The sequence below is a fragment of the Streptomyces sp. NPDC085481 genome, from assembly GCF_044541845.1.
In the GTDB taxonomy this organism is placed as follows: domain Bacteria; phylum Actinomycetota; class Actinomycetes; order Streptomycetales; family Streptomycetaceae; genus Streptomyces.
The window spans coordinates 74,420-86,782 of the sequence record NZ_JBITTJ010000006.1; the positions used below are offsets into that span (position 1 = coordinate 74,420).

8 protein-coding genes and 1 riboswitch are annotated in these 12,363 nt (G+C 72.4%); of the genes, 6 read left to right on the forward strand and 2 right to left on the reverse strand.

The features are described 5' to 3' along the window. Positions 1-2 precede the first annotated feature (2 nt). Positions 3-1,055: a CobW family GTP-binding protein gene (locus ACIGEZ_RS15135; RefSeq protein ID WP_399830773.1), complete on the forward strand. Its 1,053-nt coding sequence runs from the start codon at positions 3-5 to the stop codon at positions 1,053-1,055. A gap of 198 nt (positions 1,056-1,253) precedes the next feature. Here the strand turns inward: ACIGEZ_RS15135 and ACIGEZ_RS15140 are convergent, their stop codons facing one another. Then, entirely contained in the window at positions 1,254-3,710 is a 2,457-nt protein-coding gene (locus tag ACIGEZ_RS15140) for a DNA topoisomerase (ATP-hydrolyzing) subunit A (RefSeq protein ID WP_399830776.1), read from the reverse strand. A gap of 226 nt (positions 3,711-3,936) precedes the next feature. On the opposite strand from ACIGEZ_RS15140, the gene ACIGEZ_RS15145 reads away from it, so the two are divergent. The 4 genes from ACIGEZ_RS15145 (at position 3,937) to ACIGEZ_RS15160 (ending at position 8,694) form a co-directional block, all read left to right on the forward strand. Next, positions 3,937-5,286 carry a M16 family metallopeptidase gene (locus ACIGEZ_RS15145; RefSeq protein WP_399830779.1) on the forward strand — a complete coding sequence of 450 codons (1,350 nt, stop codon included), beginning with the start codon at positions 3,937-3,939 and terminating at the stop codon, positions 5,284-5,286. A 26-nt stretch (positions 5,287-5,312) separates the two neighbouring features. Continuing rightward, positions 5,313-6,680 carry a M16 family metallopeptidase gene (locus tag ACIGEZ_RS15150; protein WP_399831468.1) on the forward strand — a complete coding sequence of 456 codons (1,368 nt, stop codon included), beginning with the start codon at positions 5,313-5,315 and terminating at the stop codon, positions 6,678-6,680. A gap of 202 nt (positions 6,681-6,882) precedes the next feature. Then, positions 6,883-7,049, forward strand: a riboswitch (cyclic di-AMP (ydaO/yuaA leader). Positions 7,050-7,061: 12 nt separating this feature from the next. Beyond that, positions 7,062-7,832, forward strand: a complete 771-nt coding sequence (locus tag ACIGEZ_RS15155; protein ID WP_399830781.1) for a M23 family metallopeptidase — start codon at positions 7,062-7,064, stop codon at positions 7,830-7,832. Between the two features lie 178 nt (positions 7,833-8,010). Beyond that, positions 8,011-8,694 (forward strand): GntR family transcriptional regulator, encoded by a 684-nt coding sequence (locus tag ACIGEZ_RS15160; protein ID WP_399830783.1) that lies wholly within the window; start codon positions 8,011-8,013, stop codon positions 8,692-8,694. Positions 8,695-8,842: 148 nt separating this feature from the next. Here ACIGEZ_RS15160 and ACIGEZ_RS15165 read toward each other — a convergent pair whose 3' ends face one another. Beyond that, entirely contained in the window at positions 8,843-9,124 is a 282-nt protein-coding gene (locus ACIGEZ_RS15165; protein ID WP_030118648.1) for an HPr family phosphocarrier protein, read from the reverse strand. Positions 9,125-9,299: 175 nt separating this feature from the next. Between ACIGEZ_RS15165 and ACIGEZ_RS15170 the strand changes: the two genes are divergently transcribed. Next, complete coding sequence (locus ACIGEZ_RS15170) at positions 9,300-12,338, forward strand: GNAT family N-acetyltransferase (RefSeq protein ID WP_399830787.1); 3,039 nt, start codon at positions 9,300-9,302, stop codon at positions 12,336-12,338. The last annotated feature ends 25 nt before the right edge of the window (positions 12,339-12,363 follow it).

A 12,363-nucleotide genomic window follows, 5' to 3' on the forward strand; every position in this document is an offset into this window, starting at 1 on the left:
CCTTGACCACGCAGCAGATCCCCGTCGTCGTCCTGGCCGGGTTTCTCGGGGCGGGGAAGACCACCCTGCTCAACCACCTGCTGCGCAGTGCGCGCGGGACGCGGATCGGGGTCATGGTCAACGACTTCGGCGACATCGGCATCGACGCCATGACCGTCGCCGGACAGGTCGGCTCCACGGTCTCCCTCGGTAACGGCTGCCTGTGCTGCGCGGTGGACGCCGGCGAGCTCGACACCTACCTGGAGGTGCTGACCCGCCCCGAGGTCCGCCTCGACGTGATCGTCATCGAGGCCAGCGGCCTCGCCGAGCCCCAGGAGCTGGTCCGCATGGTGCTGGCCAGCGACAACGAGCGGATCGTGTACGGCGGTCTGGTCGAGGTGGTCGACGCCGCCGAGTTCGCGGGCACCCGCGCCCGGCACCCGGAGACCGACCGGCACCTCGCCGCCGCCGACCTGGTCGTGGTCAACAAGGCCGACCGGGTGGCGCCGGAGGAGCTCCGTACCGTACGGGACGAGGTCGCCGGGCTCGCCCCGCGGGCGGCGGTGATCGAGGCCGCACACGGGCGGATCGACCCGGAGCTGCTCTTCGACCGGGTCGTGCCGGACGGCGAGATCGCCGGCCAGATGTCCATCGAGGACTTCCTCTACGGGGACGACGACCAGCACGCGCACCCGCACGCCGGCTACGACACCGTCTCCCTGAGCACGGCGGTCCCGCTGCACCCCCGCCGGCTCATGGGCTTCCTGGACTCCCGCCCCGAGGGCCTCTACCGCCTCAAGGGCTTCGTCGACTTCGGCGCCGCCGACCCGGCCAACCGCTACTCCGTCCACGCGGTCGGCCGCTTCCTGCGCTTCCGGCCCGAGCCGTGGCCCGCGGGCGAGGAGCGGCTGACTCAGTTGGTGCTCATCGGCACCGGCGTCGACGCCGCCGCCCTGCGCAAGGAGCTCGCGTCGTGCGAGCAGGACGGGCCGCAGGACACCCCGGACGAGCAGAGCATGTGGGGCGTCCTGCGCTACGTGCCCGGCAGCGAGGACGAGCCGGGCCCCGCAGCATAGGCATCGTCCGGCGGGTCAGGTGACTGCCGGAATTCCCGGCTCGTCGTACCCGGCATGGGGAGGGGCGATCCGACGAATGCCCCCATCGAGTGCGTTGCAACCCTCGGCTCTCATCGTCTCGCGGGCGTCAGATCACCCCCGACACGAACACGCCCCCTGTACTGAAAGGACAGGGGGCGTGTTCGTACGCGTCGGGTCCTAGCCGAGCGGACCGGCCAGCACCTCCACCGGCCCCGCCGGCGGCGTGCCCGAGCCGTCGCGGCGCGGGTCGAGCTCGGGGAGCTGGGCCGGCATGCCGTTCTTCTGCGCCGCCCGGGCCGGGGCGGCACCCGCCCAGGCCAGGACGAGCACGTCCTCGCCCTTCAGGAAGCGCTGGCAGCGCACACCGCCCGTCGCGCGGCCCTTGCGCGGGTACTGGTCGAACGGGGTCAGCTTCACGGACGTACCGGTCGAGTCGTCCAGCGTGCCCGTGGAGCCGGCCACCGTGAACACCACCGCGTCCGCCGCCGGGTCCACCGCGGTGAACGAGATGACCTCGGCGCCCGCGGCGAGCTTGATGCCCGCCATGCCGCCCGCGGCCCGGCCCTGCGGCCGCACCTGGGAGGCCGGGTAGCGCAGCAGCTGCGCGTCGGAGGTGATGAAGACCAGGTCTTCCTCGCCCGTACGCAGCTCCGTGCCGCCGACGATCCGGTCGCCGTCCTTGAGGGCGATGACCTCCAGCTCGTCCTTGTTCGCCGGATAGTCCGGCACCACGCGCTTGACCACACCCTGCAGCGTGCCGAGGGCCAGCCCTGGCGAGGCCTCTTCGAGCGTGGTCAGACAGACCACCGTCTCGTCCGCCTCCAGGGACACGAACTCGGCGAGCGGCGCGCCGCCCGCCAGGGTGGGCATGCTCGCGGTGTCGGGGAGCTGCGGCAGGTCGATCACCGAAAGCCGCAGCAGCCGGCCGGCCGAGGTCACCACGCCGACGTCACCGCGCTGGGTCGCCGCGACCGCCGAGACGATCACGTCGTGCTTGGCCCGCTTGCCGTCCTCGGCCGGCGGGAGCTGCTCGGTCACCGTACGGGCCAGCAGGCCGGTCGACGAGAGCAGCACGCGGCACGGGTCGTCGGCGACCTCCAGGGCGGCCGCGGCGACCGGGGCGCCCGCCGACTCCAGCAGGACCGTGCGCCGGTCGGTGGCGAACTTCTTCGCCACCGCCGCCAGTTCCGCCGAGACCAGCTTGCGCAGCTCGGAGTCGGAGTCCAGGATCCCGGTCAGCTCGTCGATCTCGCCGGTGAGCCGGTCGCGCTCGGTCTCCAGCTCGATCCGGTCGAACTTGGTGAGCCGGCGCAGCGGGGTGTCCAGGATGTACTGGGTCTGGATCTCGCTCAGCGAGAAGCGCTCCATCAGGCGCTCCTTGGCCTGTGCCGAGTTCTCGCTCTCGCGGATCAGCCGGATGACCTCGTCGATGTCGAGGAGCGCGACGAGCAGGCCCTCGACCAGGTGCAGCCGGTCGCGCTTCTTGCCGCGACGGAACTCCGAGCGGCGCCGGACCACGTCGAACCGGTGGTCGAGGTAGACCTCGAGGAGCTCCTTGAGGCCCAGCGTCAGCGGCTGGCCGTCGACCAGGGCCACGTTGTTGATGCCGAAGGACTCCTCCATGGGGGTCAGCTTGTACAGCTGCTCCAGGACCGCCTCCGGCACGAAGCCGTTCTTCACCTCGATGACCAGGCGCAGGCCGTGGTTGCGGTCGGTGAGGTCCTTGACGTCCGCGATGCCCTGGAGCCGCTTGGAGCCGACCAGGTCCTTGATCTTGGAGATCACCTTCTCCGGGCCGACGGTGAAGGGCAGTTCGGTGACGACGATGCCCTTGCGGCGCGCCGTCACGTTCTCCACGGTCGCCGTCGCGCGGATCTTGAAGGTGCCGCGGCCCGTCTCGTAGGCGTCCTTGATGCCGGACAGGCCGACGATCCGGCCGCCCGTGGGCAGGTCGGGACCCGGCACGAAGCGCATCAGCGCCTCCAGGTCCGCGTTGGGGTGGCGGATCAGGTGGCGGGCGGCCGCGACGACCTCGCCCAGGTTGTGCGGGGGCATGTTGGTCGCCATGCCGACCGCGATGCCGGAGGCGCCGTTGACCAGCAGGTTCGGATACGCGGCGGGGAGCGCGACCGGCTCCCGCTCCTGGCCGTCGTAGTTCGGCGCGAAGTCGACGGTGTCCTCGTCGATGGACTCCGTCATCATCAGCGCGGCCGGGGCCATCCGCGACTCCGTGTACCGCATGGCGGCCGGCGGGTCGTCGTTGCCGAGCGAGCCGAAGTTGCCGTGGCCGTCGACCAGCGGGAGGCGCATGGAGAAGGGCTGCGCCATGCGGACCATCGCGTCGTAGATCGACGCGTCGCCGTGCGGGTGCAGCTTGCCCATGACCTCGCCGACGACGCGGGCGCACTTGACGAATCCGCGGTCGGGGCGCAGACCCATCTCGCCCATCTGGTAGACGATGCGCCGCTGCACGGGCTTCATGCCGTCACGCGCGTCGGGCAGCGCGCGGGAGTAGATCACCGAGTACGCGTACTCGAGGAAGGAGCCCTGCATCTCGTCGACCACGTCGATGTCGAGGATTCGCTCCTCGAACGCGTCGTCCGGCGGCGGTGTCTTCGTGCTGCGGCGGGCCATCGCGGCTGCGGCTCCTTCACCAACAAGGTTGATCTGACGCGGACCATTGTGGACCGTCCCACTGACAAGACGGACCGCGACCCGGGCCTGACGGCCGCCGCGGCCCCCGCGCACGGCGATCACGACCCGGAAGAGGGACGTGGCGAAGGTACGGGAACTTCGCCAGGTGTCGGCGCGCTTGCATACAGTGGCAGGACTTTTCCATATCGCGATCGAAGGGACGTACATGCCCATGGGTCACACGGCCACGGCCGAGGCCGGCTCCGGCGGCCTGACAGCGACCGAGCACCGGCTGGCCAACGGCCTGCGCGTGGTGCTCTCCGAGGACCACCTGACCCCGGTCGCCGCGGTCTGCCTCTGGTACGACGTCGGCTCGCGCCACGAGGTCCGGGGCCGCACGGGTCTCGCCCACCTCTTCGAGCACCTGATGTTCCAGGGTTCGAAGCAGGTCCACGGCAACGGTCACTTCGAGCTGGTGCAGGGCGCCGGCGGCTCGCTCAACGGCACCACGAGCTTCGAGCGCACCAACTACTTCGAGACCATGCCGGCCCACCAGCTCGAGCTCGCGCTCTGGCTGGAGGCCGACCGCATGGGCTCGCTGCTCGCGGCCCTGGACGACGAGTCCATGGAGAACCAGCGGGACGTCGTCAAGAACGAGCGCCGCCAGCGCTACGACAACGTGCCCTACGGCACCGCCTTCGAGCGCCTCACCGCCCTCGCGTACCCCGAGGGCCACCCGTACCACCACACGCCGATCGGCTCCATGGCCGACCTGGACGCGGCCACCCTGGAAGACGCCCGGAACTTCTTCCGTACGTACTACGCGCCGAACAACGCCGTCCTGTCGGTCGTCGGCGACATCGACCCGCAGCAGACCCTCGCCTGGATCGAGAAGTACTTCGGCTCCATCCCCGCCCACGACGGCAAGCCGCAGCCCAGCGACGGCGCCCTGCCCGACGTCATCGGCGAGCAGCTGCGCGAGGTCGTCGAGGAGGAGGTCCCGGCCCGCGCCCTGATGGCCGCCTACCGGCTGCCGCACGACGGCACGCGCGCCTGCGACGCGGCCGACCTGGCCCTGACCATCCTCGGTGGCGGTGAGTCCTCCCGCCTGCACAACCGCCTGGTCCGCCGCGACCGCACCGCCGTCGCCGCCGGCTTCGGCCTGCTGCGGCTGGCCGGCGCGCCCTCGCTCGGCTGGCTGGACGTGAAGACCTCCGGCGGCGTCGAGGTGCCGCAGATCGAGTCGGCCGTCGACGACGAACTGGCCCGGTTCGCCGCCGATGGCCCCACGGCAGAGGAGATGGAGCGCGCCCAGGCCCAGCTGGAGCGCGAGTGGCTGGACCGGCTCGGCACGGTCGCGGGCCGCGCCGACGAATTGTGCCGGTACGCGGTGCTGTTCGGCGACCCGCAGCTCGCGCTGACCGCCGTGCACCGGGTCCTCGACATCAGCGCCGAGGAGGTGCAGGAGGTCGCCAAGGCCAAGCTGCGCCCGGACAACCGTGCCGTCCTGGTCTACGAGCCGGTGAGCACGGACAACGGCGACGACAGCGACGAGGAAGAGGGAGCGGACCAGTGACCGACGCCGCCGCGTCTTTGACGAGCATGACCTTCCACCCGCAGCCCCAGCCGGGCACGGCCAAGCCCTGGGCCTTCCCGGCCCCGGAGCGTGGCGCGCTCGACAACGGTCTGACCGTGCTGCGCTGCCACCGCCCCGGCCAGCAGGTGGTGGCCGTCGAGATCTTCCTCGACGCCCCGCTGGACGCCGAGCCCGAGGGCCTCGACGGCGTCGCCACGATCATGGCCAGGGCCCTGTCCGAGGGCACCGACCAGCACAGTGCCGAGGAGTTCGCCGCCGAGCTGGAGCGCTGCGGCGCCACCCTCGACGCGCACGCCGACCACCCCGGCGTACGGGTCTCCCTGGAGGTCCCGGTCTCCCGGCTGCCCAAGGCGCTCGGCCTGCTCGCCGAGGCCCTGATCGCGCCCGCGTTCGCCGAGGCCGAGGTCGAGCGCCTGGTGAACAACCGGCTCGACGAGATCCCGCACGAGACGGCCAACCCGGCCCGCCGTGCCGCCAAGCAGCTCTCCAAGGAGCTCTTCCCGGCCTCCGCCCGCATGTCCCGGCCGCGCCAGGGCACCGAGGAGACCGTCGCCGCGATCGACGCCGCCGCCGTCCGCGCCTTCTACGACGCGCACATCCGGCCCGCCGCGGCGACCGCGGTGGTCGTCGGCGACCTCACCGACGTCGACCTGGACAAGGTGCTCGCCGAGTCCCTGGGCGCCTGGACGGGCGAGCCGGCCGAGTCGCGCCCGATGCCGCCCATCACGGCCGACGACACCGGAAGGGTCGTCATCGTGGACCGCCCCGGCGCCGTCCAGACGCAGCTGCTCATCGGCCGCGTCGGCGCCGACCGCCACGACCGCGTGTGGCCGGCCCAGGTGCTCGGCACGTACTGCCTCGGCGGCACCCTCACCTCCCGCCTGGACCGCGTCCTGCGCGAGGAGAAGGGCTACACGTACGGCGTGCGCGCCTTCGGCCAGGTGCTGCGCTCCGACGGCAAGGGCAACGGCGCGTCGATGCTCGCCATCAGCGGATCGGTCGACACGCCCAACACCGGTCCGGCACTTGACGACCTGTGGAAGGTGCTGCGCACCCTCGCCGCCGGGGGCCTGACGGACGCCGAGCGCGACGTGGCCGTGCAGAACCTGGTGGGCGTGGCGCCGCTGAAGTACGAGACGGCCGCCTCCGTCGCGGGGACGCTCTCCGACCAGGTCGAGCAGCACCTGGCGGACGACTACCAGGCGCAGTTGTACGCGCGGCTCGCCGAGACCGGCACGGTGGAGGCGACCGCGGCCGTGGTCAACGCCTTCCCGGTGGACCGGCTCGTGACCGTGCTCGTCGGCGACGCGGCGCAGATCGAGGAGCCGGTGCGGGCTCTCGGCATCGGCGAAGTGACCGTCGTGACGGGCTGATTGAGCCGCCGTCACGCTGTTTCCGGGACCCCGACGAGCTGGTTCGTCGGGGTCCTCCCCTTTGTCCGTATTGCTGGAGAGTGTGATCGTCTGCCCTGTGGCATGTCTTACAAACAGGCGTGTCTGTTTGGCGATTGACAGAAGATCGGCCTAGCGTCGATCCGGCTGTTCGCCCGTTGCACGACGCCGCATTCGCGGCAACGGACAGTCATCGCCGAGTCCCCGTCAGGCGCGAGCCTGGGGAGCCGGGGACCCACACGTAGTCCCCTGGGGTGAATCGGACGCCTTCGCTTCGCGCGGAGGGGCCCGTAGGAGACCTTCCTGCTCCGAACCCGTCAGCTAACCCGGTAGGCGAGAGGGAAGGAAAGGATCAGCCACTACATGGCGTTCACCCGTGCCACCGGGAAGCATCGTGGTCCGAGCCGGATGGCGCGCCGCAGCGCGGGCATCGCCGGCGTGGCGACCCTCGCCACCACCGGCGTCATCGGCACCCTCGCGTCCCCGGCGCTCGCCGCCGAGCCGCAGGACACCTCCGTCGAGGACACCGGCCTGATTCAGGTGATCGCCGAGGAGTCCCTCACCGAGCGGGTCGACGCCCAGGTCGACGCCCAGGAGAAGGAGGCCGTCGAGGCCGCCGCCCGGGCCAAGGCCGCCGCCGAGGCGAAGCGCAAGGCCGAGGCGCGCGCCAAGGAGATCCGGGCCGCCAAGGAGCGCGCCGCCCGCGAGGCCGAGCGCAAGCGCCTGAACTCCTTCCAGCTGCCCGTCGCAGGCTCGTACGTCTCCACCGGCTACAAGACCGGCGGCTCGCTCTGGTCCTCCGGCAGCCACTCCGGCATCGACTTCCACGCCGCCTATGGCAGCAAGGTCGTCTCCGTCGGCTCCGGCACCGTCGTCGAGGCCGGCTGGGGCGGCGCGTACGGCAACAACATCGTCATCCGGATGAACGACGGCACGTACACCCAGTACGGCCACCTCTCCTCGATCGGCGTCTACGTGGGCCAGCACGTCACCCCCGGCGACCAGATCGGCATCTCCGGCTCCACCGGCAACTCCACCGGCCCGCACCTCCACTTCGAGGCGCGCACGAGCGCCGAGTACGGCTCGGACATCAACCCGATCTCGTACCTCCGGGCCCGCGGCGTCAACGTCTGACGCACGCATCCCGCGAAGCCTCCGAAGCGGCCCCGGCTCGATCGAGCCGGGCCGCTTTTTTGTGCCTGTATTACCGGGCGGCATCGGAAATTCCGGCGTCCTGCAATAGAGTCGCCGAACAGGCGTCTCTCGACGGGGTTTCGCGCGGATGAAACGCGAATGAAAGCGGAGGTCGGACATGCGCATTCCCGCGCACTCGGTATGCACGGCGATCCGGGACGACATCGTCTCCGGAGTCTTCGAGCGGGGCGGCCGGCTGACCGAGGAGCAGCTCGCCCGCCGTTACGGGGTCTCCCGCGTCCCGGTCCGCGAGGCCCTGCGCACCCTGGAGTCCGAGGGCTTCGTGGTGACCCGCCGGCACGCCGGCGCCCATGTCGCCGAGCCCACCGAGCAGGAGGCGGCCGACCTGCTCGACATGCGGTCCCTGCTCGAACCCCTGGGCGCCGCCCGGGCCGCCCAGCGCCGCACCGACGCCCACCTCAAAGTGCTGCGCGGCCTGGTCAGGCTCGGTCAGGAGCGGGCCAGGCGCGGCCAGGGCGAGGACCTGCGCTCGCTGGGCGCCTGGTTCCACGAGACGCTCGCCCAGGCCTCCGGCAGCCCGCCGCTCACCGCGCTCCTCACCCAGCTGCGCCACAAGATCGCCTGGATGTACGCGGTCGAGCCGCCCGCCCAGCCGGTCGAGGCCTGGGCCGAGCACGGTGCCATCGTGGACGCCGTCGCGCGCGGGGACGCCGAGCGGGCGCGCGCCCTGACCGCCCTGCACGTGGAACGCTCTCTGCCGCTGCACCGGCCGAAACGGGCGCAGCGCACCCGTGTGAGGGTTCCGCAACATCCCGTAAACAGTGCGGGACCGCGGAATTAACGAGCACGCCGTATACAAAGAGGCGGGGAATTCATGGGTGCTGTTTCCGCTGCCCTGATTCCCGTAATTCCGAAACAGAAGAAGCCGCGTCCGCCGGAATTCCGGCAGTCGCGGCTTCTTCGCGATCCGTCGTCGGGGAGGAGACGGGTCAGACGGTCTCGGGGAGCTCCTCGAGACCCTCGGCGACCAGCTTCGCGAGGCGGTCGAGCGCGGCCTCGGCGCCGTCGGCGTCCGAAGCGAGCACGATCTCCTCGCCGCCCTGGGCACCCAGGCCGAGCACCGCGAGCATGGACGCGGCGTTGACCGGGTTGCCGTCGGCCTTCGCGATCGTCACGGGGACGCCGGAAGCCGTGGCGGCACGGACGAAGATGGAGGCGGGGCGGGCGTGCAGGCCCTCGGCCCAGCCGACGTTGACGCGGCGCTCAGCCATGGTGGTTGCCCTTCAACTTTCAGCGGTTGTCTAGACCAGTCTCTCATGGGTGACGAGATGCTCGTACCGACCTTCGACCCCGGTGCGGGCGGCCGTTCGGCCCTCCCTACCTTGCATGTCACACACTCGCCGCGCGACCGGTGCCACTGTCCTGCCCCGGCCGTACGCTTGCCCCATGCGGAGCGCGTCGGAACAGCCTGAACACGCCTACCCGGACCACTGGGAGGCGGACGTGGTGCTCCGCGACGGGGGCACCGCGCGCATCAGGCCCATCACCGCCGACGACGCCGACCGGCTGGTCAGCTTCTACGAGCAGGTCTCCGACGAGTCCAAGTACTACCGCTTCTTCGCGCCCTACCCGCGCCTCTCCGCCAAGGACGTCCACCGCTTCACCCACCACGACTTCGTGGACCGGGTGGGACTCGCCGCGACCGTGGGCGGAGAGTTCATCGCCACCGTGCGCTACGACCGGATCAACGCCCTGGGGCGCCCCGCCTCCGCCCCCGCCGACGAGGCCGAGGTCGCCTTCCTCGTCCAGGACGCCCACCAGGGGCGCGGCGTCGCCTCCGCCCTCCTGGAGCACATCGCGGCCGTCGCGAGGGAGCGGGACATCCGGCGGTTCGCCGCCGAGGTGCTGCCCGCCAACACCAAGATGATCAAGGTCTTCACGGACGCCGGCTACACCCAGAAGCGCAGCTTCGAGGACGGATCCGTCCGCCTCCATCTCGACCTGGAACCCACCGACCGCTCCCTCGCCGTCCAGCGCGCCCGCGAACAGCGCGCCGAGGCGAAATCCGTGCAGCGGCTCCTCGCCCCAGGCTCCGTCGCCGTGATCGGAGCCGGTCGCGCCCCCGGCGGCGTCGGCAGGACCGTGCTGCGCAACCTCCTCGACTCCGGCTACACCGGCCGCGTCTACGCGGTCAACCGCGCCCTGGGGGAGGGGCGGCACACCATGGACGGCGTCCCCGCCTTCGGGAGCGTCGCCGACATCGGCGAAGACGTCGACCTCGCCGTCGTCGCCGTCCCCGCCGAGCGGGTCCCGGAGGCCGCCGCCGACTGCGGCGAGCACGGCGTGCGGGGCCTGGTGGTGCTCTCCGCCGGATACGCCGAGAGCGGGGCCGAGGGCCGCGAGCGCCAGCGGGCGCTGGTGCGCCAAGCCCGCTCGTACGGCATGCGGATCATCGGGCCGAACGCCTTCGGCATCATCAATACGGCCGAGTCCGTACGGCTGAACGCCTCGCTCGCCCCGCAGATGCCGGCCGCCGGGCGGATCGGCCTGTTCACCCAGTCCGGCGCCATCGGCATCGCCCTCCTCGCCGGGCTGCACCGGCGGGGCGCCGGCCTGTCCTCCTTCCTGTCGGCCGGCAACCGCGCCGACGTCTCCGGCAACGACCTCCTCCAGCACTGGTACGACGACCCCGCGACCGACGTCGTCCTCCTCTACCTGGAGTCGATCGGCAACCCGCGCAAGTTCACCCGGCTCGCCCGCCGCACCGCCGCCGTCAAGCCCGTCGTGGTCGTCAAGGGCGCCCGGCACAGCGGCAGCGCTCCGCCCGGCCACCGCGTTCCCGTCACCCGCATCCCGCACGCCACCGTCTCCGCCCTGCTCCGCCAGGCCGGCGTCATCCGGGTCGACACCGTCACCGAACTCGTCGACGCCGGCCTCCTCCTCGCCGACCAGCCCCTGCCCGCGGGCCCCCGGGTCGCGATCCTCGGCAACTCCGAGTCGCTCGGACTGCTCACCTACGACGCCTGCCTCACCGAGGGCCTGCGCCCGCTGCGGCCTCGCGACCTGACCACCGGCGCGACCCCCGCCGACTTCCGCGGCGCGCTCGCCGCCGCCCTCGCCGACGACGCCTGCGACGCCGTGGTCGTCACCGCCATCCCCTGGGTCGGCGAGAACGGCGCCACCGAGTCCGGCGACGGCCAGGTCCTCGCCGCCGCCCTGCGCTCCGCCGTCGCCGGCGCCACCGGCCCGGCCAAGCCGGTCGTCGTCGTCCACGTCGAGATGGGAGCCCTCGCCGACGCCCTCTCCGCGGCGACCCGCACCCGCCCCGCGGGCCCGACACCCCGGGCCACGGCCACTCCGGGACCCGAGGCAACGGCGACCGGCCGGCAGGCCACCGGCTCGCCGGCCACCGGATCACCGAAGAGCGGGGCGCCGGGGTCACCCGCCCTCGGATCACCCGCACCCGGGTCACCGGCACCCGGGTCACCCGCACCCGGGTCACCGGCCCTCGGATCACCCGCACCTGGGTCACCGGCGCCCGGATCACCCGCGCCCGGATCACCGGCCCCGGAACCCCCCGCCCCCGCACCACAGCCCCACGGCGAGCCCCGATTCATCCCCGCCTACCCCGCCGCCGAGCGGGCCGTGCGGGCCCTCGCCGAAGCCGTGCGCTACGCCCAGTGGCGCCGCCAGGCCGCCGCCGACCCCGGCCGCGTACCCGAGTTCGACACCATCGACGAGACCGGGGCCGCCGCCCTCATCGAGCGGGTCCTCGGCGAGCAGGGCGACGACACGCGCGGAGTGACCCTCGGCAGCGAGGAGACCGGCGCGCTCCTGGGGCGGTACGGGATCGACGTCCTGCCCACCCTGCCCGCACCCACCCCAGACGAGGCCGTCCGTGCCGCCGCGCGCCTCGGCTTCCCCGTCGCCCTCAAGACCACCGCGCCCCACCTGCGCCACCGCCCCGACCTCGGTGGCGTACGCCTCGACCTGGCCGGCGAGGAGCAACTCCGCAGCGCGTACGCCGAGCTGACCGAGGCCCTCGGCAAGCCCGAGGAGCTCCAGCCGGTCGTCCAGGCCATGGTGCCCCGCGGCGTCGACACCGTCGTGCGCTCCGCCATCGACCCCGCCGTCGGCGCCGTCCTCTCCTTCGGCCTCGCCGGAGCCGCCTCCGAGCTCCTCGGCGACATGTCCCACCGACTCGTCCCCGCCACCGACCGGGACGCCGCCGAACTCGTCCGCTCCATCCGCACCGCCCCCCTCCTCTTCGGGTGGCGCGGCTCCGCCCCCGTCGACACCCCCGCCCTCGAAGAGCTGCTGCTGCGCGTCTCCCGGCTCGTCGACGACCACCCCGAGGTCGTCGCCATCTCCCTCGAACCCGTCGTCGTCGCCCCCCGCGGCCTCTCCGTCCTCGGCGCCACCGTCCGACTCGCCCCACCCCCGCCCCGCACCGACCTCGGCCCCCGCCGCCTCCCGAGCTACTGACCGAGCCGTGAGCGAGCCGACGAGC

Bases quoted from the DNA above. Each gene is read 5' to 3' on its own strand.
- ACIGEZ_RS15140 (WP_399830776.1), bottom strand. From the start codon at position 3,710: ATGGCCCGCCGCAGCACGAAGACACCGCCGCCGGACGACGCGTTCGAG.
- ACIGEZ_RS15145 (WP_399830779.1), top strand. From the start codon at position 3,937: ATGCCCATGGGTCACACGGCCACGGCCGAGGCCGGCTCCGGCGGCCTG.
- ACIGEZ_RS15150 (WP_399831468.1), top strand. From the start codon at position 5,313: ATGACCTTCCACCCGCAGCCCCAGCCGGGCACGGCCAAGCCCTGGGCC.
- ACIGEZ_RS15155 (WP_399830781.1), top strand. From the start codon at position 7,062: ATGGCGTTCACCCGTGCCACCGGGAAGCATCGTGGTCCGAGCCGGATG.
- ACIGEZ_RS15160 (WP_399830783.1), top strand. From the start codon at position 8,011: ATGCGCATTCCCGCGCACTCGGTATGCACGGCGATCCGGGACGACATC.
- ACIGEZ_RS15165 (WP_030118648.1), bottom strand. From the start codon at position 9,124: ATGGCTGAGCGCCGCGTCAACGTCGGCTGGGCCGAGGGCCTGCACGCC.
- ACIGEZ_RS15170 (WP_399830787.1), top strand. From the start codon at position 9,300: ATGCGGAGCGCGTCGGAACAGCCTGAACACGCCTACCCGGACCACTGG.